The following is a 25,493-nucleotide window of genomic DNA, read 5'->3' as shown; positions in this document are numbered from 1 at the left end:
TCAGCGCTGTTTGTTTTGATACATCGCTGCATCGGCCTGTTGCAAGGCCTGTTCGAAAGATTCGCTTGGCGACCAAGTGGCCACCCCGACTGACACCGCAAATGCCGGTGCTTTGGCATCGGCCACCGCCAAGTCCTGACGCAGGCGGTCGATCATGGCTTGCACGGTCGGTTCATCTTGGTCAAACAGCATCGCCAAAAATTCATCACCACCCAAACGAAACAATTCACCGTGCCCGTTCAAGTGCTGTTGCATGCTTTCGGCCAAACGGCGCAAGCAGGCGTCACCCACCGCATGACCCCATTGGTCATTGATGGGTTTGAAGCGGTCGATATCCAAATAAACCAAGACAGCCGACCGGGCGGGGGCCAAAGTCATGCCGTGCAATTTGCGGCGGTTGTGTAAGCCGGTCAAGGGATCTTCATCGATCAATTCTCGCAGTGCGTGTTGCGCTTGTTCCAACTCGCGGTTGCGGTTTTGCTCTTCCCGCAGCACCCGGCGGGTGGTGGCCAGTACGCAGGTGATGCCCACGATCAACTCAGAAATGGAGTCGAAGAAAGAAATCCGGGTCATGTAAGCCGGCACCTCACCGCCCCACAAAGTGGGCAACAAGACCCAACCATGGTGTACGAACACCAAGCCTTCCAGCATCATCACCGATTGCAACCAGCGTCCGGGGTGGAAGTTGTGTTGCAACAAGAACAAGCCGCCACCCAGCAGCAGGGTGGACCCCACCACCCAGTACACCACGATTTGAATGTGCAGCGTGTTCATCGGACTGAGCCACAAGGCCAGCCAACCGGCCGCCGTGGCCCACAGCAGGTATTGAATCACCCGCCGAGAGAACAAATCCAAGCGATTCAGGTGTCGCCCCAGACCGATGACCAACAACAGGGCAAACCAAATTTTGGCCATGGCATACAACAAGTACAGGGCTTTGATGCCGGTGGCAGGCCAATGATCAACCAGTGCCAGCACCGCAAAGATGCACAACAAGGCCACCAGGTTGGCACCCCAGGCCAACAACCAAAAGAACACGTCGCGGCGTGGGAATTGCCACCACAGCACCAGGAACACCCCCGTGAAGACCGACAAGATGGCCAACTGCACCGACACCGCCCAAGTGTTCAAGGCCACATCGATGGCGGTGTTCAGATCAATTTCCATGGAAGGGTTGGTGCGCATGGTACAACGGGTCATTGACAGACTTTGTCATCAATATAGAACAAGCCTCGACAGAAAGCAAACCGGCCCCCATTCATCCACAATTCTGCCAGCCAGCGGTATATTGATGAGAAATTACTGATTTTTTAATGCCTGGTTAGGTACAATAAAGTACGTGTGTCGAGGCTCGAGCCAGCTTGAGTCCGATTTGACCATCAAATGGAGCCCCGGCTGCATGGATGAATCAATGGTGTGTGAAACAATCAATCATGAGTGAACCCAATCCGAATACCCGCGAAATTGATGGCTTGCTCCAGGCCTGGTCCGATGGTGATCAGCAGGTGGAAGCCCAACTGATCGAGTTGATGTACCCGCACATCCACCGCATCGCCCACTTTCAAATCAAATCCAGTTCAGCCAGTGCGCTGCAAACCACCGAGCTGGTCAATGAGGCCTTCATCCGCATCAGTGATCAGAAATCTGTGGACTGGCAAAACAAAGACCACTTTTTGGCCATTGCAGCGAAGGTGATTCGGCGGGTGATTGTGGACCATTACCGCTCAGAATTGAGCCAAAAGCGGGGCGGTTTGGAGCAGCATGTGACGCTGGAAAAAGTGTCTGACTTGATCGAAAACGCCCAAGCCAATGAATTGAATTGGTTGGAGTTGGATGCCATGCTGTTGGAGCTGTCAGAGATCGATGCCGAAGCGGCCCGGGTGGTCGAATACAAGGTGTTTGGTGGCATGACCATCCCCGAGATGGCGCATGTGATGCAGGTGTCACCATCCACAGTGTCGCGCAATTGGCAGTTTGCCCGCAGTTGGCTGTTGATGCAATTCAAATAAACAGAGGAAGCCGCCGATGGACCTGACCCCTGCCGATTGGCAACAAGTCAAAACCCTGTTCAACGAGTTGATCGAGTTGCCAGCCGAACAAATCCCAGCGGCCCTGGCCGCTCGCTGTGCCCAACACCCGCACCTCAAAGCGGCGCTGGAGTCGATGGTTGAGACCCACCTGTCCTCGACCGACCAAACCATCACCCCGCAACAGTCCGCGGCCAGCACCTTGCTGGACCAAGCCGGCCTCAAAGCCGGTGACCGCTTCGCCCGCTACCAAATCATCCGGGCCATTGGCTCAGGCGGCATGGGCCAGGTGTATCTGGCCCAGCGCGATGACGAAGTGGTGCAACAAGTGGCGATCAAAGTGCTGAACAAACACAGCCTGGATGCCCAAGGCCTGGCCCGCTTCGATGCCGAGCGGCGCATCCTGGCCAGTTTGGAACACCCCAACATCGCCCGCCTGATCGATGCCGGTACCGAAGGCGACCAGTCCTACTACGTGATGGAATATGTCGATGGCATGCCCATCGATCAATATTGCCAAGAACACCGGCTGTCATTGCCCGAGCGCTTGCGGCTGTTCGGTCAGATCTGCCAGGCGGTGGCCTTTGCCCACAGCAACCTGATCGTGCACCGGGACTTGAAACCCGGCAACATCCTGGTCACGGCACAAGGCGAGGTCAAGCTGCTGGACTTTGGCATCGCCAAACCCTTAAAAACCCTGCCCGGCACCGAGCAGGTGCACGAAACCCTGGTGGGCACCACCGCCCTGACCCCACAGTATGCCGCCCCCGAACAGATCAACGGGCAGGGGATCACCGTGTCCTGTGACGTGTATGTGTTGGGCTTGTTGTTGTTCCGCTTACTGACCGACCAGCATGCCTTTGAATTGGAAGGCAAGACCTGGGGTGAGATTGAGCGGGTGATCAACGAACAGTTACCGACCCTGCCCAGCCGCTTGTTGCGCCGCTTACCGGCCCCCAAGCCCGGCTGGCAGCACAAACTGAAAGGGGATTTGGATGCGATCGTCTCGCATGCCTTGAAGAAGGAACCCGAACAACGCTACCTGGGGGTGCGTGAACTGGCGGCCGACATCGACCACTACCTGAACAACGAGCCGCTGCAGATCAAACAAAGCCAAACGGCCTATCGCCTCAAGAAGCAGCTGCGCAAGCACTGGTTGCCGGTCAGTGCATTGACCGCGATCTTTGTGGTGCTGGCCGCCTCTTCGGCGCTGATCTGGAACCAGTCACAGACCATCGCTGAAGAACGGGACAAGGCTTTGGTTGAAAAACAAGTGGCCGAGGAAGTCACCACCTTCCTGGTCGACACCTTCAAGTCGGCTGATCCGACTGAAACTTTGGGCACCCAAGTGACGGCAGGCGACATCCTCAAGCAAGGGGTTAATCAGCTGCAACAACAAGCCCCCAGCCCCGCAGTTAAAAACCGCCTACTGACAGCCTTGGCCGAGGTGTATTTGAACCTGTCGTCATTTGATGAGGCAGAATCTTTGGCCAATCAAGTCAGTGACACCTCCCATTTAAATCGCAGAGATGCCATCAGTTTGGTGCAAGTCAGAGCCCAATCAATGTCTGAGCGAGGCCATATCAAACCGGCACTTGACTTGCTGGAATCGGTTGTATTTCAGACCGCAGAAAAAGACCGCCAATACTTCAGAATCATGAACTTGAAAATCAACCTGATTCGGGGATTGGATCGGTTCGAAGAAGCCAAACAAATGGCCTTGGATTTGAAAGATGAAGCCGAACAATTATATGGAGCTGATTCGTTTTTTTATGCGATTCAACTGCGGCAATATGCCAGCAGAACCAGAGATTTTGAAAACCGCCAACCGACCATCAATTATTATCGAGAAGTCATTGGAGTTTTAGAAAGCCTGTCACCCAATCCAGAACCACTGGAATTATTGAAAACCAAACGGATGTTGATGATTGAGTTGACTGGGAACTTACAATACGACGAGGCCTTGGCCTTGTCGGCTGAATTGGAACAGGACTATCTACAGGTATTTGAACCCAACCACGTGATCTTTGCGAAATTGTATAACAGCCGGGGGTTTGCGCAAATGAACAGCGACCGCGTTGAGCAAAGCATTGACAGTTTTGCCAAAAGTCGTGAGATTTATGCAGATAAATTGGGTGAGAATTCGACCAATGTGGCGTTTACTGAAATCAACATGGCGGTCAATCATTTGTATGAACTGGATAACCCCCAAGCAGCCAAAGAACTGTTCGAGTTGGCCCTGGCTAAATTTGTTAATAACTCTGGGAAGACCAATAATTATCACTACATGAATTTACCTTATGCCACTTGTTTGATGAAGTTAAACTTATGGGCCGAAGCCAAAGAGGCGGTCATGGAATCATTGAATTATTTTTTGCACCGTGAATCCAAGTCAGAACTCAGCATTGCCTTTGCCCACAGTTTATTGGCCCATGTGTTGGTGCATGAAGGAGACTACTTACAAGCCCATGAGCTGTACTCACAATCCATCACCCGCGTGATCAAGAACTATGGTGACACCATCCACAAACTGATGATTGATCAAGATGTGGCGATCATCGCTGAACAACTGGGTGAGGCATATCGCATCGAAGTGCCAGACTTTGAAACGTTGAACCAATGAACAAGCTGATATACCTGGTTGACATTGATTGTGATTATCTTGACAAGATTTATGCTTTGAATGCGAGTATATGTACAGAATGATTCAGTTATTGCAACAAATCTTGTTTTGCACTGTAATTTGGGTATGATGCACATCAATATTTCCCCCACACTGGATTGACCAAAAATATTTCTGAAAGGAGCCTATCATGAAGCAAAAAAATATTTGGATCGCATTGATGACGATTGTACTGACCTCAGTGGTACATGCCGATGTCCCCCCAGATCCCAGCCCAGGCTGTCCTGGTATGGATTATGTTGGCAGTAGTTACATCAATTCAACCTATGGATTCGGCACTGAATCGACCGGGTGTAATGGCATATCATCAGTGGTGGGGCCAGATGGCATGACTTTTGGTGATTACGAATTTGCCGAATTCGATGCCAATTTGATCAACGAGGGCTTGATTGAAACGCCCGACATCAAGATTAAATTGCGCTACACACTGGACAGCATGCCTTACGGTGGCAGCGTGGTCATTGGTAAATTGTTGTCAGGTGAGACCGCGGTTGCTAAATTGACCTTGAGAAAACTCATGAACATTTCGTCGGTCAGCAACACTGGTGGCAAACGGGGTCAGCAAGACCCTTATCGATGGGAGTTGAAGGTGACCTGGTTTGGTCCATTTCCTACCCTGAATGTCGAAGAAAAATTTTCCTTTGGGATGTACGATGAGTTGGAATACAACTTCATTGGCGACTACAGTGATCCAGAAGCACCCGTTGAAATGATTCAGTTCACCAAAAATGGTCTCAGCGTGGTTGGTCACACGATCAACCCCCATTCAGATTCAGGGATTGCGGGGTTGTATTTTCGCAGTGAGCAACTGGATGGATATCAATTGGGATTGATTGAAACATCAGTGGACTTGGCGTATCAAGACAGGATTTCTTTTTATGTTGATTTCGACTTGGGGGTTGTCCTTTATTAACAGACCTCAAAGACAGATCCTGCAACACGTCAAAAACCTGGTTTCCAGCCGGGTTTTTTAATGGGGCCAATAAAATAAAAAAAATGACAAACTTCACGACCACATTACGAGTATAGGACTGAGCCATTGATTGAACTGCAATCATGCAGCATTTGAGCAACCATGCACAACATTGCCCAATGTCATCAAGGTTGCTTGCAATCATTCAGTATATGGCTATGATGCGGGCTGTGCGTGTATGTGTCTGTTTATCATCGACGTGGTTTGATTCTTGGTCAGTGTTGACCTTTTGATACCCAAGGACAGCAAACATCATGGCCAATTCAATGTATTAAGGAGAAGATAATGACGAAAAAAATCATCACCCTGTTGATCTTCATCAGCAGTTTCGGTGTATGCGCCCAAACGGCCAACGAACCCACCCCTACCCCTGGTTGTCCTGGCATCGACAGCATGGGTCTGAACCTGCCCAATGGCCAAAACACACAAGATTACGTCACCGGATTTGGTGATGATGGCACCGGTTGTGGAGGCAACGCCTCATCCATTGGACTGACACCACTCAATCCAGGTGAGTTTGCTTATGCTCAGTTTGATGCCGACGTCATCCGTGAAACCTATGTGAATGACACCGACTACTGGGCGGAGTTGTCCGGATTTTTGGCTGAAATGCCCATTGGTGGTAGGGTCACCATTGTAGAAATGTATGCTGCAGATCGTTTGGTGGCGGACATTGCATTGGTGAAGAAGCAGGCACTCACGATTTCGAGTTCCGGGTATGGTTCAGGTATCAGCGGCAACAGCCAAACGCCCAGCCACCGCTGGCGATTAATCATCAAATGGTATGGCGCCACTGTCAATGAGTTTGTGGTGGACAAATACTTTTTTGCAGCCGATGAAAGGGTCCTATTCAATCACGTGTTGGAGACCAATGCCTATGGACAAATCGACCAGTACATCAGCCTCAACGTGGGTGAATACATCAGCACCAATCCATACACCAATTCCGGTCTTTCTCATGATTTGGAAACTTACAACATGGGCTTCATCGACACCAATGTGCAACTGGTTCATGGTGACCGGGTGCGTTTCAATGTGAATTGGATCTTCGGTCCGAATCCACTGTAATCATTGTTTTAAGCAACGAAAAACCCGGCCTCAGCGCCGGGTTTTTTTGTGCTTGAGTTTTTGTACCAATCAAGAAAAAATCGGTTTTTAAAAAAAATTGATATTTTTTGACAAGGTTTGATTGTTTTTTCCGAGTAACTGTTTGAAGCCTCCAAATTCGAGGGGCTTACGGGCACTGGTGGTGCCCAGCGAATCAATAAACATCTAGGAATTTCAGGAAAAAAACATGTACAAGCACTTATTGTTGATCTTTGCCCTCATCGCCTCATTCACCACCACAGCACATGTGTCGGTGTCGGATGAGCGCCGCTTACAAATCACTGAGCAAGTGATTGCTGAGCTGGGTTATTTGGATGCCATCGAAGTGGAAAAGCGCGCCCGGTTGGAGGCGTTGGACCTGCCGATGCCGTTGGTGACTGGCAACATCATTGAGCAAGGTTCGTGTTTGAGTTTTCCTTGTCCCATACCCAGTGCTTATGCTGATATGGAAGGAGACTTGGCCAATGTGCCAGACATCATTGGTATCAAAGGCATCAAGGACGCCAAAGGCAATAACTACCGCAAGTTCAGTGCCAAGCTCAGCAGTGTGGATTACATCAACTCCGGGGCAACCGATGACCTGAAAGGCTACCAAATGTACATGACCTGGCGAGCTGGCACCACCACCAACTTGAAGGGTCGTTATGTGGTGGTTGACATTGAGCCTGAGTTTTTCCAAGATGACCAGCCGCCAAAATTGCAATTTGTGCACATCAATGTCAACGAAACAAGCCCCTATAAAATCAACGTCAGGGCCTTGTATGATGGGGTGAATCCAGTGGCCAAATCAGCTGGTTCAGCAAACAACAAGTCAAGCAACAATTACTATTCCTATTGGTCATATGCATCTGATGTCAACGTTGAGGCCGATTCTGCAACGGTGGTCAATCTGGCTCCAGGCCCCTTGAAGAACTGCATCCTGGTCAATGGTTATCCTGATCAAACATTGCTGATGGACATTGAACAGCTGGACTGTGCCAATGGCAATTTGGACGACAATGACCGCACCACAATCCAGAACAACATGGGCGGTTTACGCAAACTGAATTTGTCAAACAATCCCAGCATCACCACATTCGGTGGCATGGGTCAGTTGTCATTTTTGTCATGGTTTGAAATTTCTGGCAACAACACGGCTAACCTGAATTCCTTTGACCAATATGGGCAAATTGACAGCTTTGTCTACACCGACTCAGGTTTAACTGTCATGCCACATGTGCCGCGCAATTCAACCTACATTGATCTCAGCGGTAACAACATCACCAGCAGCATTGGCCTGTTGATCGAAACCGGCAATCCGTTTGAAGACCGCAACCGCGACCAAAACATCCAGGCACTGGACTTAAGCCGTGACCCGGCATTGACTCAACCCAGCAATTTTGAAACCGATTTACTCAACACCCTTTCTGGTTATCACGTCAAAGCATTGGATTTGTCAGGCCACCAACTCAACAACATGAACGCATATGGTGCCGTCAATGGCTTGCGTTACTTGACCTTGAATGACACCGATTTCTCTGGGGCCCCCAGCCGAGAAATAGAAGTCAGTGGATTCAAAGGTTTGTGTGCCTTAACCGCCAACAACGCCAACATCAATGGCATCAAGTCTGTTACCAGCGGCATGCCAACCGGTTGGCCTTTGGACAGAACGCCCATTCAATACCTGAGTTTACAAAACAACCCCACCATGAATCGGGTGATTCCTTTGTCAACCAGTCATTTCAAACCCCATTGGTTGGACATGTCCGGCAGTGAAGCGGTGAAGTGTCATCTGTACTACCCCAACGTGGCCACCATGAGTGACCCCAGTGTGCCACATTTGACCGATATGGCGGCCGTGTTGGATCCATTCTTGGCAGAACAAGATCAGTTGTCCAGTTGTTTGGTGCCCACCAGCCAACCGCAGGTGACCATGCCCGATGGTTGCAAAATGTCCAAACCTGACGTGTTGACATTGTATGACGACACCGCATCTGGCAACCGTTTTGCCACATGGGAAGTGACCAGTGATGCGGTTGCTGAAGCTTATAATGTGTGGGGCGTGAATCGACATGACTTTTATGCCTACGACACCAACGGTGAAATTTACCGCACCGATCCCCTGGCCATGGATGCGCCCATTCAAGCCGTCGGTGGTTTGCCGATCAATCGCAACATCGGTGTGGCGGCCTGTAAAGACAGTGAATGCGGTTACATCCGTGAGAATTTCACCATCAAACAAGGCCTGACTGAGCCCGCCGTAGCCTCGCAACAGTGGCTGGATGAATACCAAGTGGTGTTCAACTTCACGTACCCACAAAGTGTGTTCGATGATGCCGACGGCAAAGGCCGGCCGGATTACTTACAAATCGTCCCGGATTACCAACAACCTGCTGGCACCCCCGAGATTCCCATCATTGAAGTGAGTGGCCACCAAAGCAGCTGGAGCTCGGTAACCATCTATTACCCGGACTATTTTGGTCACTACTTTTTGGTCAAGGCATGCAGTTATGACTTGGGCTGTACCAAAGGGAATTGGTTTGAGTTGGACCTGCCCAACGACCCCATTCCGGCCGTCCAAAGCTTCAATGTGGCTGAAGATTTACCCAGCAACACCCGCATGTTGGCCTGGTCGGTTGATGCCAATGCCTTGCCAGAATTCCCCGGGGTGTCAACGGTTAAGATTCTGATGTACGACCAAAACATGAACGTGATTGATCAGTTGATCACTGAGTTTGACATCAATCAAAACCACCTGTTGATCAACGACAGCATCCCCACCATGTATGGCATCAGCTTGTGTGATGTCAACACCTGTGGCCCAGAAGTCACCGACAGTGTGTTTGAACCAGGTCTGGCCAAAGTCACTGATGTGGATTCCACATGGAACATCAGCACCCCAGGTCAATTCGAAGTGACGATCAGTTTTGCCTACCCGCAAGCGGCCTTCAACAGCACCTACGGTAAACCCGATCATTTTTCGATCAAACCCCTGTTCGAGACCGAAGCCGATGAAATCATCGTGCCGGCCGGCAACACCTTCCGCACCACCTGGAATTCAGCCCCAATCAATGAAAATGACTTCATTGGTGAAGACTTCAGCATCAGTGCGTGCAGCGTCGCCTTGGGTTGTGGTGCGCCCTACTATATGGTGCTGAAAACACCGCTGGAATCGGCCGATTTGCCGGTGCCTGAGATCGTCTTCAATGGCAGCAACAACATCACCAACGTGTCTGGTTCTGAATTCAGTTTGGCTTGGACCTATCCGGCTGGTTGGACTCAGCAAGACATTGAAGAAGTGGTGGATTACATCGAAATCACCGAAAGCCAACCTTATGGTGGTCACAGTTCGTTCTTTGCGGTTGGGTTTCAGCCGATTGGCTATCTGAACAACAAAACCATCAAATTTTATAGCGATGATGTTACTGGACCTCTGGACCTGAAACGCATGACCCGTGGTGAATATGGTTTCACCATCAGGGCCTGTTCGCGTGATCGAATCAATGGAGACGTGTGTTCGGCCGCATCCAACAGCGGTGACTTGGAATGGCATGTGCGCAGAAGCGATGTCAGCAGTGGCTTGTTGAACAGAATCACCAACCAAGGTTGGTACCAAAGGGCCGATGGCACCTTTGGCGTGCGCTGGAATTTCCCTGCAAACAGTGTGAAAACCGACCGCTTCATTCTCGAAACGGATTCAGGAGCGAGCCCCACTTATTGCATCAACTACACCAACCCACAAAAAACCACCTGGGAATACAGCGCTTCGATTTCCATTGATTATGCCAAGGTGGATGGTGGTGTGTTCGATTCCGCAGCGCATTGTGATGACATCAAAATGAATGCCACCACCAACAACGTCAGCAACCTGCAAGACCCCAACACCCACGGGGGTCAAATGGCTTTGTACCCATGCACCAATGGCAATGGGTGTGGTGGTAAACAATACACAGGTAGTTTTACTTTCAACAAAATGTATGTGGTGGATTTTTCAACCCCGCCCATGAGTGAACCATCGCCACCTCCAGCTTTCACGGAAACCATCATTGGCGGTCCTGGTGACATGAAACCCGGCGCCTGGTGGAACCCTGACCAGAGCGGTACGGGCTGGCATTTTTATTGGGCCAGCGAACTGCGCTACCCAGCCGTACATGAAAACTATGGCAAAACTTATGATCTATTGGGTTATTGGATGGCCTACAAACAGACCCCAGAGGGCGTGTGGACACCCACTTGGTTTTACTCTTTGATGAAGCAGACCAGCTTGGGCAACCAGCAGTACTTTCAAGGTGAGCTGTTGTACGTGACTGCCAATGGCAGCGCCATCGACCAGACCAGTGTCGGTCGATTGCAGGTGCATTTTGACAATGGTGACAACCAACACGTGCAACTGAAATTCGATGTCGATTATGAGAACAATGTGTTTTCACGTCCACAATCATCCGGCGCCGATTCAATCACCTATATTGCTGACGAGGTCAACATCAACATCGAGAGCTTTGATCAATTGATTGTTGATCCCAGTTTGACTTATGACAACAACGCCGATCATTATTCCGGCGCCTGGGCCATGCAAAACCAAGATGGCTCAGTGAATCCAAGGATTTCCTGGTTGACCTGGATTGATCACTATGTGGAAGTGTCCACCATCTTGACCTACGATGAGGCCGGCGATCCCATTTGGTTGCAAGCCGAAACCTGTTCGCGCAATCCAGAGCTTGATCCTGACTGTGACCACAGCAATTATCCAGTGGCAGGTTACTTTGATAACTACGTCAGCCCAGATGACAGCAATTACACCATCAAAACCGTCAAAAATGGTTTCAACCCCCTGGGCGCCACACCTTCGGGTGATGGCGAGGAAGATGAGTTCATCCTGGCCGATCAACTGGTCCATCTTGGCACCGGTGGTCGACAATTCGCCGGCAATGGCGTGGAAAGCCACATCCAAGGCCAGTTCTGGTTACATGTGACCAACGATGTGGTTGAAGGCAATGTGGTTCGGGATTTGAACATCATTGAGGGCAGTCAGTTCAACATGACACCCATGTCAAAACAGGCCTCGTTCCACGACATCCGCTTCTTCATCAACGAACAAAACGAATGGGAGCACACCTGTGATCCCAACAATTCATTGTTCAACGGCTGTCAAATCCGCTTCACTTGGTTCACCGATGATTACTTTGAGAGCATTGAGCCATACTACAGCCAAAAACAAGCCAATGGCAGTTGGTCAGCGAAACAACCGCTGAATGACCTGTGTCCGGGCGTGCCCATGGGGCAGTTCGTGACCACCAACTTTGTTTGTGACAGCATCACTGAGGCTGGTGAATATCGCTTCTACTTGCACAAGGACAACTACATCCCTGGCCAACCCACGGTGGAAATTGCCATGTCAGAAATCCTGACCATCGAAGCCTGTTTGCCCGGTAATGGCTGTGACGGCACCACCCAACCGCTGGCTGCAGCAGAACCGCCAGGACCGGAGAACCACATGGAACTGATTGCACCGGATCCGTTGAATGATTTGGTCGGCGTCACTGCCGGGGCGTTCGATGTCGACGAATCGGGCTCGGCTAATTACAGCCTGCCGATATTCGCGCCGAAAGGACGCGGCGGCTTGGCGCCGCAGTTGGCCCTGTCCTACAACTCCAATGCCGGTAACGGCATCGCCGGCCAAGGCTGGAACATCAGCGGCACATCTTCCATCACCCGCTGCTTGAAATCCAAAGAACATGATCCGGGCATTGCCCTGGCTGACCTGGGCCCCATCACCATGACCTGGGATGATGCCTTCTGTCTGGATGGCATGCGTTTGCACAAAGTGTCGGAAACCGCCACCGAAGTGGAGTACCGCACCGAGCTTGCCAATTTCAGCAAAATCATCGCCCAAAAACACGTTGATTATCCCAATGGACCACGCAAATTCACCGTCTACACCAAGAGCGGTGAAACCTGGGGTTATGGTTCTCCCGGTGGTGCCTTCAAAGCCGGCATGATATTTCCAGTCGAAACCAGCACCGGTGCCCAGATCCTGGCCAACGACGGCGAAACCGTGCACACTTGGTTGTTGGCGCAAATCGCCGAGACCAAGACCGACACCACCCACTTGAACCGCATCAAGTTTTCTTATGACACCCAAGACGGTGAAAGTTATTTGAGCCTGGTGCGGTGGAGTAATTTCGATGCCGGCGAAGTGCCCCACTATGAGGTTCATTTCCAGTACGACCAAGACAACGTGCGCGCCGATGCCATGCACCATTATGGCATCAACACCGAGTACAAGAGTTTGTTGAACCTGGATTACGTATCGACCTACATTCGCGAAGCCAATTCAACTGCCGCCGCGTTGCAAGAAGTGCGCCGGCTGCAACTGACCTATGAGGAGCCGCACACCGCCAACAACCCCACCGGTGCCAAGCGCCTGATCAGTGCCCGACAGTGTCTGAATGCCGGAACCTGTCTGCAACCGGTGGAATTCACCTGGGATGATGGCAACACCGCAACCGGAATTTCCACCGCATCGGCCGACATCTTTGCCGGTGACGAGATCCATGCCTTGCAAGAAATGGGTTATGGCTCATACAAGCCCATCGACATCAATGGCGATGGCATCATGGAAATGATGTTCATCCGTGGCTATGATCGGGGTAACTGGCTGGAACAGAACCTGGATGCCAGGTACTGGATCGCCGCCAAGAAAGACACCATCGCTTTGCAAGGCATCGGTGATGACAACTGGCCTTGGGGTGGTAATGGTTGTGTCGATTTGAATGACGGCAACCAGCACTTTGATGTGGTGTGTAACACCGGCATCCAACCCTTCCATGCCGATGAATACCATGACTACAATGCCGAAATGTGGTTCATTTACGATTTCAACGCAGATGGCAATCAAGACATGTTGTCCACCCGCCGTGATGGTGATGGTTTTGAAAATTACCAAATTTTCTTGTCCAATGGCCAAACCATTTGTCAATCGGCAACCCAATCTGGCTGTTCGGGCATGGCACCCATCAACACCGGCATTCCATTCAATTTCACCCTCAGTGGCAGCGCCTTCCTGGATTTCACCGGGGATGGTTTGCCTGACTTGATGACCTTTGATGAAATCAGTGATTCAGTCTACCAATACAAAATTTTCCCATCCACCGTGATTTCCGGCAGCCACGTTGTGCCCAGCACCGTGGGCAGTTATGCCGTGGACTTGGATTCGGACTTGTTGGCGCCCAGAGACATGGTCTGTGAAAACGTGCCGATTCCTCCGGAGCAAGGTGGTGGCGTGTTTGCCCGCAACTTGTGTGTGGACATCTACGCGTTCAACGATTACGGGACCAAGACCTACATCGACAAAGTAGAACTCTCACCAACAGACTTGAATGGTGACGGCGTCAATGACCTGATGTTGACCTACACCTATGAATATTTGCGTGGTGGTTTTGATGACACCGACACCTGTGAATTGCCCGCTTTCCAACGGGGGCAAGATGCCAAGAAAACGGAATATCCAGACTACCAGGCCAGACCCGTGGCCGGGTCCGAGCTGGAGCCTTTGCTGGGAATCGGCAATTTATCAGAGCCATGTGCCCAACAATTCAAGGCCTTTTTGGTGGCCGAAACCGACACCAATGGCCAGGTTAAATTCAACTACGCCGGTCGTGCGGGCATTTTGAAGAGTAACCTGATCTATGTGACCGAGTGTGAAGCCGGTGTGGGCACCTCTTCATGCTTGCCCAACATGGCCAGTAAACACGATTCCTCTCGGGTTCAAGACGTGAATGGCGATGGTTTGGGTGATTTGCTGTACTTGGACAGGAATGGCAACTACCGCTATCAACTGAACTTGGGCTACACCGAAACCTACACCTATGATTCTGGCATCTCTCCAGGCTACAGTTTTGAAAAACTGCAATTTTCTCCGGCGGCAGACATCAACCAGGATGGCATCCCCTCCGGACAATTGAAAACCTGTGATGTCAGAGATCGGGACAATGACGACACCAACGCCTGTGCCCGGAACTTTTTGACCCAGTTCATCGACTATGACCTGGATGGTGACTTGGATGTGCTGATGCCAAAATTGGTCGCTGAAGGCATCCCCACGACCAGTTATTACCAGTTGCATCGATATGGACTGCAAGACAATGGCGAGTTTGGTTATTCCGCGCCGATCAACACCACTCTGCAGGCCTATTACACCAGTTCCAATCGACAGCCTCAAGATTTCAACAACGCCATCTGGGATGTCAATGGTGATTCACATTATGATTATTTCAGCTTGCTGCGGCGCCAAGACAACGACGGCGACTGGGACACCAAACAAGTCGTCAAACTGGGCAGCAATTCGTGGCAAACCCGCAACAAAATCACCCAGATTGAAAATCAATTGGGGGCTCAGAATTTGGAGTCCAAAATCACCATCGATTATGTGGCGGCGACAGAGCCAGGCAGTGCGGTATATACCCGCAACCACGGCAGTCTGGTTAACTTGACCAACCACGGTGAGGGTTCGCCGGTGTTTGATGTGTTTGCCCCCATGTACTTGGTCAGCCAAGTGGGCAAAACCGCCCCCACCACAGCCAACCCCAATGGTTTGGCACAGGTGACTTATGCCTACGAAGGGTTCAAGATGCAAGGCGGCGGTCGCGGCGCATTGGGTTTTGCTGCGATCATGACCTACGATCCTTATCACGATGTGTTGACCACAACGCAGTATCGCCAAGATTTCCCTTTCATTGGCATGCCGCAGTTGACCCAGGTGGATCATGACGGGCACATCTTGTCATACAGCCATTTGGATTATTTGGCTCACAGCTTCCCACTCGCTGATGGCAAACAAACGGTGTTTCCATACCTGAAACGCAGTTATGAAAAGAGCCAACTATTGAATGTGACTGGTGACCGTGATTTAGCCAACTCAGCAGGTTACTCCGTTAATGGCGCGGTGGATCACAAAGTGGTGATTTCTGATTTTACCTACGACATCTCCGACATCGTGCATGGCAACCTGAGTGAATCCGATGTGCGCACCTGTGTGGCTTCGGTGGCTCAGCCCACTTTGGTCACCTCTTTGGACGCGGTCTGTGGCCAGCCTGGTCAGAAAATGATTGAGCGTAAATTCACTGAAAACACCTATGCCGACAACGCCAGTGCTTGGTTCCTGGGCCGTTTGGCCAGCTCCAAAACCACTTCCCAGCGTTTGTTGAGCAGTGGCGGTTATGGCACCAGTATACGCGAAGCAGCCTTTGCTTATGATCCAGTCAGTGGTCAGCTGACCAAAGAAGAGATTTTAGGTAACGCTTTGCAGTACCTGAAAACTTTCTATACCTATGATGAATATGGACAAAGTATAGGTAAATATCAATGTTCTCAGGGTGTATCCGACGCCATTTGCCCAACGATTCCTCAAGGCATTAAAAGCCGTCCTGCGGACAACACCTACATACACCGTTTCAGTGAAACGGTGTATGACAACGAATGGAATCAGTATGTGGCCTTATCGAAAGTACCACATGCTTACTTTGAACCGTTTGATCATTTTAGTGATACCAATGCGGTTGAAAACAGCACTGATTTTGTGTTGGACCCTGGTCAAGTGATCAATGCGTCTACCATGCGAGTCAATCCTGATTTTAATCAACCTGGCGCGCCATTGAGGAATATTTATGGCAGTCCCTATTTGGTGAGCAATATTAATGGCATAGAAACCAGAACAGTCTATGGGGCTTTTGGTGATGCCCATGCATCGGCTTCTGTCACTGGTGGCAGTTCCAGCACCACCAAACGATGGTGCTCGGCTGCCAACATCAACACCTATCAGTGTCCAGCCACCGCCAGTACAGTGTTGATCAAGCAAGCTTCGGGTGCGCCCACGTCTCGTAACTTTTATGACACCATGGGTCGCGAAGTGCGCAGCCAAGTGCGAAATTTCATCGGCGAATGGCAAACCACCGACACCCAATATGATGTGATGGGTCGTACAGTGCGTCAATCCGACCCCTACACCATGACCGGTTCGGGTCAAATCACCTCAGGCGGTTCGCCGATTTGGACGGTGACCAAGTTTGACCCGCTGGACCGGGTGGTATTTATCCAGAACCCCAGCCAATGTGTGGAGAACTTTGTCGCTTCGGTGGGTGCACAAGCTCCTGAAAACCCATCGTGTGTCAACACCGACATCATCACCACCACCACATACAACGGCTTGATGGTGGCCACCACCAATGCAGTGAATCAAACCACGTCGCAAATGTTCGACCTCACCGGCAAAGTGATGTCATCACAGGATGCGCTCGGCGGGGTGGTTAACTATGGCTATGATGCCCAGGGCAACTTGACCGAAACCACCAGTTACCTGAATGGCAACCCGATTACCATCACCATGCAGTACGATCATTTGGGTCGCAAGGTCAGCATGAATGATCCAGACAAAGGTTTCTGGCAGTACATTCATAACGCCGCCGGTGAAGTGATCGAACAAAAATCAGCCAATTCGGGCAACAATTGGAGTGTGCGCAATTGGTACGACATCCAAGGCCGAATGGTATACCGGGTGGATGCAGATGGTTCTCGCAGTATTTGGGAATATGACATCTACAACAAGTATGGTCTGCTGGTGGGCGAACACGTGCGGGGCCAATACCAAACTCAGGGTATTGCTCAAAGTAAGCGCATGGATTTTGATCAATACATCCGACCATCAGAAATAATAACTACGGTCTATGATGAACAAGATCCACTGACACCTGCGGTGGTGACGTATGTAGCAAAAACCACTTATGATCAATACAGTCGGGTATTCCAGCAGTTTGACAGTTTGGACGACAGCTTCGATGAGCTGCCTAATGGTTTGCAATATTTCTATAACAATTATGGATACCAGCATCTGACCCGTGATGCTGAAAATGGGCTAAACGGCCAAGAGTATTACCGCTTGTTGGCCGTCGATCAACGCGGTCAAGTGGTGCATGAGCGCAAACATGGCAACTTCGAAACCTGGACGGGCTATGACCCACAAACCGGCTTATTGAAATTCAGTGAAACCCGCGATCAATTCAATGAAGTGGTGCAGTCCATGAGTTATGCCTTTGATCCCATTGGCAACCTGACCCGCCGCACAGACAGCGTGATCGAACTGGGATTTGTGCAGCACCGTGTTAATGAGTATTTTCAATACGATGGAATGAACCGCTTAAAGGACGTTTATTGGGATGCCAATGACGTGGGCAATTTGGGCACCTATAACCAAACCTTGCAACGCCGAGGCCGCCACACTTATGACGCCACTGGTAACCTGTTGTACAACAGCGGAGCCAATCGTGGTTTGGGCCTGACCATGGAGTATAACCATCCAGCGAAACCGCATGCGGTGACCCGCACTCATGGCGGCAGTGTAGACAAAACATACCATTATGACAACAACGGCAATGTCACTCAAATCATCGGCAACAGCTTGAACAACCAAAATACGGGCATGACCACCATTGATTACAGCAGCTTTGACAAAGCCACACGCATGGAGGCCAATGGCTGGATCAGTGACATCCGTTACGCTGCGGGGCGTGGCCGTTTCTTGCGCAAAGACCGCCGCGATGATGGCAGTGATGCGCGTGTTACCCATTACCTGGGTACGGTGGAGTACATCTATGAAAGTGGTACCACACGTATTAAACGTCATTTGGGCGACATCGTAATTGAGTTACAAGACCATTCAGTGCTTCGTAACCAATGGCAATTCAGCCACCTGCTGAAAGATCATTTGGGCTCGACTCACACGGTGGTCAACAAGCAAGGCCAGCAAATTGAACGGTTTAATTTCAGTGCCTGGGGTGAACGTCGTAGACCACCATTAACAGGCAATGAACCGCACGTTTTCTGGCCTTACTGGTATGGCTATGACAGCATTGGCATGGCCGATGCCATCGACAACACCACCAACCGCGGATTCACTGGGCATGAGCACTTCGATCAGGTGGGCATCATCCACATGAATGGCCGGATTTACGATCCCAGTATGGGCCGTTTCCTGCAAGCCGACCCGATCATCCAGGATCCTTACAACACACAAAGCCTGAACCGCTACAGCTACGTGATGAACAACCCCTTGAGCTACACCGATCCCAGCGGTTACTCAAGACTGCGCAAAGGGTGGTGGCGCATGCCGGTAGCCATTGCAGTCTCGATATATACGGCTGGTGCTGCCAGCAGCCTGATGTCTTTGGTTGGAACTGCCAACACAGCAACCATAGGGCTATTCGGTTCAACCATGGCAACGATCACCAGTGCCAACGCGGTCTCGGCTGCATTGATCACCAGTATTGTTGGTGGCGCAATTTCAGGAGCGGTTGCTTCTGGCAATTTGAAGGGAGCCGTTAAGGGGGGGGTGATGGCAGCACTCACCTTCGGAATTGGTCATGGAGGCGGAGGCGGTCGAGCACTGTTCGGAAAAACAGGCACCACGATGGCTCATTCCATTGTCAGTGGTATCAGCGCAGAGGTGGATGGTGGTAAATTTGGACATGGGTTTGCTTCTGCCATTTTGTCAATGGGTGCTGATGAGTTGGGCTTGGCCCATATAGATCGAGCAGCAACCAGGATTGTTGCCAACGCAGTTGTTGCTGGTACCATTTCAGAACTGACCGGCGGTAAATTCTCCAATGGAGCATTGAATGCAGCCTTCAGAGTGGCGTTCAACCATATCTTGATGGTTGGCGATAAGCCACTGGGCAAATATGCCAAGCCCGGCAGGTTTGTGTGTCAGTCCAATTGCTCATGGAAAACCGAAGACGCAGCTCATTTAGCCGCAGCCGAAGCTTATGTGGCTTTGTCTATCAAAGAGGAAAAAGAGTATGGATGGAACGTGTATCAACACGCAGACGGTTCATTTACTTACACATTTGCTCATGTAGGGACTAAAACAGCAGTTTATCCTGGAAAGCGGTATTCTGATACGGATACATATAAATTCATGAGTTCTGGTCACACCCATGTGGATGGCAATTTGGAGTTCAGCCCTCAGGATGTGGACTATGTCACTCATCATACAACGGACACAAGTAAACACAGGCCGCTGTATTTGTTTGCCCAAAATCAACAGTATTATTATTTGAATTCAGAAACGGCTTTGAATTACAGTGGGCCCAGGCCTGGATCGAGAATAACTTCGAAAGTATACACAACACTAACTGCCGGTCAAAATGTACCGATGTCAGCCGTGATTCACAAAGGATCTTATTAAATGAAAAATACAATTGCATATATCTTATTATTATATGGCTGTGCAATTTTTGCGCAAACCGAGGAAGACTCCCATGATGAATGGTTGGAGTTTCAGAGTTGTCTTGATGGAAATACGGTCAGCATCATCAAAGATACAGCTGAATTGAAGGAACGCTTGATGAACAAGGCATATCTTGATTTCAATGAGATCCTCTTGGATATAGGACATGGATATAACGATGAATTCCTGGCTCTAATGAAAGAAAGCATTGTTGCCGTTAACAAAAATAAAAGTTTTATAACGGAAAAGAACTTTGATCAGGCAAGAAAATCTCATGACCTTCAATTCATCTTTACTGAAATCTTGAGGAAGAAATACACCCAACATCATCAAACAGAAGCTTGTACACTCAATGGTGAGACTTTTGATTTGGATTTCAGGAGATTGATGGAGCCGTCTCTGGCAATTCTTAAAGACATACTGAAACACGACAGTCGATTTTGTGCTGCGAATGAAAACTGTATAAAGTACCTTGATTATCAATATTTGTTTGTCATTTCAGTATTGTTGTTCGAGCACTCGTTACTGGAATATATTCAAGAAGATATTGTTTTTCAGTCATATGAATTGATCAAAAATAAAGAGCTGAGACCTTGTCATTTAAAATATTTATATGATTTTTTGCAAGCGTGGGAAAATTAACCCATGGGACCAATGACAATTCTCTAAACGCCATTAACTTTAAATTCAGCCACCAAAACCCAGCTTAATTAAGGTGGGTTTTAATGAATTGGATCCCATGATCCTGTGTTCATTATTTGAAGCCAATCACAGCAGCGAAATGACGCAGCTGATAACATGACACATGCTTTTAAACCATGGATTCACTCATGATCAAAACTGATTGGTGGTCGTCACTTTGCTGCTTGTTGATGTTGTCCTTGATGGGGCGTGTCACGGCGCAGCAGTGGGATGTGGTGATGGCCGATGATTTTGAGGTGCCCAGCAATTACTTTTTTGTCACCGGGCATTCTTTGACCGACAACCCGTTTGCCGATTTCATGGGTGAAATTGGAGACTCCTTAGGGGTGCAGGGTTCGTGGAACCAGCAAATAGGCATTGGTTCGCCGGTGCGGGTGCGCACCAGTGGCAACCAAATGCCGCCCAATGCCTGGGCCGGTTACCGCGTGGGCAAGAACCGCGACACTTTCGACATGGATGTGATTGCCGAGTTGGCGGCGCCAGCGACCATTGGTGCGGGGCAGGTTTATGAGTCCTTGCTGTTGACCGAGCGCCACGACATTTTGGATGTGATCCGTTGGGAAATGACCAACAGCCTGATCCGCCACTACCACAACCGCTTGCTGACCGGTAATCCAGCGGGCGAGACCTATCTGTATCAATCCTGGCTCGACATCGATGAAAACGACCCGCAGGATTGGATCGGCTTTGAGTCAGACATGCGACTGGTGTGGGAATGTGTGGCCAACAAGATCAACCTGACCCTGGAGGCCGATGGTTTGCCGCCGGCGGTCAATGTGGTGCCGGCCGGTTGGGCCTTGACCGATCTGTTGCAGCGCATCCTGAATGACGAAGTGCCCGGTTTCACCGGTACCGACCAACAGAAAGTGGATGCCTTGTTCAACGACAACGTGCACCTGAATGAGCCGGGCATTTATTATGTGGCGGCCTTCAGTTTTGCCATGCTCAACCAACGCTCGCCAGAGGGTGGTTTCATCCCGGCCAGCATCGCCACCGACATGGGCACGGCCATGCAACAAATTGCTTGGACCAATGCGCAAAGCTACCGCCAACAGTACCGCCCAGTGACCATGGGTCAATGCCGCAGCGCCTTGGTCGGTCAATTGTGTGAACGCTATTTCACTTTCCAAGGCCGCCCGGATCAAATCCAAGCTTGCCAAGATTGGATGAACAACACCGGCTTTTCCTACAACCCATTCAACTGGCCCGACCCCGATTTGGTGGTGTGGCCGGATCCGCTTTAAAAAGTGAAGCCAAAAAACAGGCCCCGGTGGGTGCTGATGCCGGTCAAAAACTGCCAACGCCATTTGGTTTCAAACACCCCATAGGCCTCAAATTCAAACCGATCCAATGGCGCCAAAGCCCGGAAATCATGGCCATTGATGGGGTCGGGTTCATTGCTGACGTGATTGTAAGACCACTCGGTGATCAAGTCGATGCGCTCGGTCAACGCCGTTTTCGAACCGCCTTTCAAGCGCAGGTAGTCAAAATCGTTGCGCAATGACGTGTCGATGGCTTTGAAGTAAGACAGGCCCAGGTAAATGTCGGAGCGGTCGTTGATGGCCCAGTGACGGCCCAAGCCGACATCGCCGTACAAGGCTTGTTCGATGAAGCGGCCTTGTTGATAAATGGGTCCACTGATTTCGCCGGTCCAAAACCAGTCATCGTTGATGCTTTTGGAAAATTCATAAGTGGCATTCACGCCCCAGTTGCGGTACTGGTCAGAGACCGATGCGTGGCTCAAACCGATGGAAAAGGCCTGCCAATCGTAGTCACCTTGGCCATCAGCCTGGGCGGGTGCAGCCATCACACACAACAGTCCAAGCCAATGCTTCGTTTTCTTCATCATGGGGTTCTCCTCAAAAAAGCGCCCACCTTAAAAAGTCCCGTGTTTGGGCTTTGTTACGAAGAGGTTGATATTTTATTGAGGGGGATGGATTTTGGGTTTGCTCACCCTCGTTGACGACTCAATGGGGATCACAGCAACAAAATCTTGCGGATCAAATCATCGGTGTCGACCGAGCGTGGTAACTGGCCATATGGGCCGAACACCGCTGATTCCAGGCGGGCATCGCAATAGGCTTGGGCCCATTCCGGGTGGCCATGTTGTAACAACAACGCCGCTTGGGTCAACACCGCCAGCCGCGAGACCCAATGGCGCGCCGCGAAGGGTTGCAGTTGCTGGATGTCGCTGTCCTCCAAAAACTGACTCAGCGACCGATCAAACCCCGCGTGTTGTCCGGCGGCTTGTTGCAACAGTTGGGTCAGGGTTGGCCACACTTCGGGGCTTTTTTGCAGCGCCCGGATCACGTCCAGGCATTGCACGTTGCCGCTGCCTTCCCAGATCGAGTTGACCGGCGCTTCGCGAAACAGCCGGGCGTTGATGTGGTCTTCGATGTAACCGGCGCCGCCCAAACATTCGGCGGCTTCGGCGGTCACCGCCATGGCTTGTTTGCAGATCCAAAATTTACCCACCGACGTGAGCAGTCGGATCAGGTGCTGTTCGGTGGGCTGATCGCTGTGGTCCAAAGCCTGGGCCATGCGGGCGGTCAGGGCCAAGGCCCCGACCCAATCCAAGGCCAGATCGACCACCACGTTCTGCATCAAGGCTTGGTCGATCAACAACTGACCCATGACTTGGCGCTGGCTGATGTGGTTGACCACTTGAGCCAGGGCCTGTCGCATCAAGGCGGTGGAGCCGATCATGCAGTCATAACGGGTCAAGGCCACCATTTGGATGATGGTCGCCACCCCACGCCCCGGTTCACCGATCAACCAGGCTTCGGCCTGTTCGAACTCGATTTCAGACGAGGCGTTGGCGCGGTTGCCGAGTTTGTTTTTTAGGCGTTGGATGTGCACGCGGTTTTTGTTTTGGTCGAGTTGCCAGCGGGGCAGCAGAAAACAACCCAGGCCTTGATCGGTTTGCGCCAAGGTCAAAAAGGCATCACTCATGGGCGCCGAACAAAACCACTTGTGCCCGGTCAAGGCGTAGCGTTCACCCCATGCGCCTGAGCCTTGGTGGGAGGCGCGGCTGGTGTTGGCCCGCACATCGGTGCCGCCTTGTTTTTCGGTCATGGCCATGCCAATGGTGAGGCCGGTTTTGTCTTGCATGGGGCGATTGCTGGGATCGTACTGGCTGGACCACACCTTGGGAATCCAGTGTTGGCTCAAAGCGGCCGATTGTTGCAAGCTCGGCACACAGGCAAAGGTCATGGTCAAGGGACAGGCGCTGCCGGCTTCGTTTTGATTATGGCAGTAATTTTTGGCCAGGCGCACCAGGTGGGCCCCGGGTTCAGGCTGTTGCCACGGTAAGGCGTGGATGTTGTGTTTGATCGCCAGGGCCATCAGTTCATGGTAAGCCGGGTGGTATTTGACCAGGTCGCGGCGGTGGCCTCGGGTGTCGTGGGTGTGCAATTCCGGGGTGAGTTGGTTGGCCAAAAAGCCCCGCTCGATCCAGGCTTCCTGGCCCAAAGTGGCACCCAGGCGGCTGACCGACTTGGCCCCCCAGTCACCACCATAACAAGACAGCCAGTGTTGCAGTTGTGGGTCGCTCAAGTACAGGTTGTGGTTGTGCAATGGTAAAGGTTGGTTTTTGACTTGGTGGGTGTCGGGCATGGCGGCTGCTGTCTTGGGGATATTCAATCATTGTACCAGCCTCTTTTGGTGCGGTCACCCATGTCAACGGTGGGCTTGGCTGGGGTGGTAAAACAGCGCCAACAAACTTTTTTCAACTTTTTTGACAAGGTTTGGCGCCGTTTCGCGAGTATATAAGTAAGCAACACATTGCTGACTCCTCTTTCTTGTTGAAAAACGACGGACGGCAAGGAGCCAATTGCCCAAGGATGGGCCAAGGATGGATCAAGGCAAGCAGTGGCGTTCAAAAATTTTGGGGTCGGTCAGGAAGACCGCCTCACAGCACCACAGGACGGTGGTGGCCAGGATGGCAATGGCAGGCAGGATGCCGCCAAAAAACGGTCAGGACAAGGACCGGGAACCGGGCCCAGGAATGGCCCAGCAGGGAATGCCACCAGGAAGGGTTTGGGTCCCAGGGATGGGCGCAGGCAGGCAACCAGGCGGTGCTTTGGCAGGAGCCAAGCCAGCAACAGTTTATATCAAGGAAAGCAAGGAAATCAGCTCAAGGATGAGCCAAGGTTTTTCGCACCAACCACTTCATTGATCTTTGATTACACCACCTCAAAAGCTTCCAAGTGATTGTACACATGCATCACATGGGCCCAGGTGTATTCTTGTGGGGTCAATTCACCGTAGGCAAAATGCGGCTGCAAGTCACCTGGGTGGTTTTGAAAATCCGTCAAGGCTTGCAGCAAACGAGCAAGTGCCTGCTCGGCGTTGTGGTCGGCCAAGGGTGCCGCACCCGGAATCGCTTCGGCCAGGTCATGGGCCATGCGACCGCGGTAGGTAAACACCGCAAAGGCGTGTTGCCCCAGGTATTTTTTGAAGGCGTCGGATTTGTGTTGGGGGTAGCCGGTCATCGAATACTCGATGCTCTGGGCCAAATGATTGAACACCTGCGCCAGGTTCCATTCACCAACCACTTTGATCCGATTCAACGGCAGATCACGCAAGCGCTGTTGGCATTGTTCGATGGTCAGCATGGCCAGGTCTTCTCCGTTGTGCAGCCACCAACCGCCACCGGCCACCAATCCGGCGGTACCCAACAACAAAGACCTTTTCAACAATTTGCGGCGTTTCATCCCAGCCATTTTACCACGTGGCTGGGTG

General features: G+C 51.1%; 11 protein-coding genes. 7 read left to right on the top strand and 4 right to left on the bottom strand.

The features are described 5' to 3' along the window. Positions 1 to 1,185 carry a GGDEF domain-containing protein gene (locus K7G70_RS01050; protein ID WP_223786734.1) on the bottom strand — a complete coding sequence of 395 codons (1,185 nt, stop codon included), beginning with the start codon at positions 1,183 to 1,185 and terminating at the stop codon, positions 1 to 3. A gap of 248 nt (positions 1,186 to 1,433) precedes the next feature. On the opposite strand from K7G70_RS01050, the gene K7G70_RS01045 reads away from it, so the two are divergent. The 7 genes from K7G70_RS01045 to K7G70_RS01015 all read left to right on the top strand — a co-directional run bounded on the left by K7G70_RS01045 (position 1,434) and on the right by K7G70_RS01015 (position 21,994). Beyond that, positions 1,434 to 2,009 carry an ECF-type sigma factor gene (locus tag K7G70_RS01045; protein WP_223786733.1) on the top strand — a complete coding sequence of 192 codons (576 nt, stop codon included), beginning with the start codon at positions 1,434 to 1,436 and terminating at the stop codon, positions 2,007 to 2,009. Positions 2,010 to 2,025: 16 nt separating this feature from the next. Then, positions 2,026 to 4,650, top strand: coding sequence for a serine/threonine protein kinase (locus K7G70_RS01040; protein WP_223786732.1), 2,625 nt, complete (start codon positions 2,026 to 2,028; stop codon positions 4,648 to 4,650). Positions 4,651 to 4,840: 190 nt separating this feature from the next. Then, entirely contained in the window at positions 4,841 to 5,623 is a 783-nt protein-coding gene (locus K7G70_RS01035) for a hypothetical protein (RefSeq protein ID WP_223786731.1), read from the top strand. Between the two features lie 345 nt (positions 5,624 to 5,968). Next, positions 5,969 to 6,751 carry a hypothetical protein gene (locus tag K7G70_RS01030; protein WP_223786730.1) on the top strand — a complete coding sequence of 261 codons (783 nt, stop codon included), beginning with the start codon at positions 5,969 to 5,971 and terminating at the stop codon, positions 6,749 to 6,751. A gap of 226 nt (positions 6,752 to 6,977) precedes the next feature. After that, positions 6,978 to 20,006 carry an RHS repeat-associated core domain-containing protein gene (locus K7G70_RS01025; protein ID WP_223786729.1) on the top strand — a complete coding sequence of 4,343 codons (13,029 nt, stop codon included), beginning with the start codon at positions 6,978 to 6,980 and terminating at the stop codon, positions 20,004 to 20,006. After that, positions 20,007 to 20,690, top strand: coding sequence for a hypothetical protein (locus K7G70_RS01020; protein WP_223786728.1), 684 nt, complete (start codon positions 20,007 to 20,009; stop codon positions 20,688 to 20,690). It abuts the gene before it with no gap. Positions 20,691 to 20,878: 188 nt separating this feature from the next. Beyond that, on the top strand, positions 20,879 to 21,994 hold the full coding sequence (locus tag K7G70_RS01015; protein ID WP_223786727.1) for a hypothetical protein: 1,116 nt from the start codon (positions 20,879 to 20,881) through the stop codon (positions 21,992 to 21,994). Here K7G70_RS01015 and K7G70_RS01010 read toward each other — a convergent pair. The 3 genes from K7G70_RS01010 to K7G70_RS01000 all read right to left on the bottom strand — a co-directional run bounded on the left by K7G70_RS01010 (position 21,991) and on the right by K7G70_RS01000 (position 25,465). Next, positions 21,991 to 22,599 carry a hypothetical protein gene (locus tag K7G70_RS01010; RefSeq protein WP_223786726.1) on the bottom strand — a complete coding sequence of 203 codons (609 nt, stop codon included), beginning with the start codon at positions 22,597 to 22,599 and terminating at the stop codon, positions 21,991 to 21,993. The two genes, K7G70_RS01015 and K7G70_RS01010, sit on opposite strands and share 4 nt — an antisense overlap. Before the next feature lie 128 nt (positions 22,600 to 22,727). After that, positions 22,728 to 24,365 (bottom strand): acyl-CoA dehydrogenase family protein, encoded by a 1,638-nt coding sequence (locus tag K7G70_RS01005; protein WP_223786725.1) that lies wholly within the window; start codon positions 24,363 to 24,365, stop codon positions 22,728 to 22,730. A 569-nt stretch (positions 24,366 to 24,934) separates the two neighbouring features. Next, entirely contained in the window at positions 24,935 to 25,465 is a 531-nt protein-coding gene (locus tag K7G70_RS01000; RefSeq protein WP_223786724.1) for a DUF1569 domain-containing protein, read from the bottom strand. Between the last annotated feature and the right edge of the window lie 28 nt (positions 25,466 to 25,493).

Origin of the sequence: Marinicella meishanensis (assembly GCF_019931145.1) — a bacterium.
Classification (GTDB): Bacteria; Pseudomonadota; Gammaproteobacteria; order Xanthomonadales; family Marinicellaceae; genus Marinicella; species Marinicella meishanensis.
Note: the sequence above shows the minus strand (reverse complement) of the source record. Positions and strands in the feature narration are given on the sequence as shown.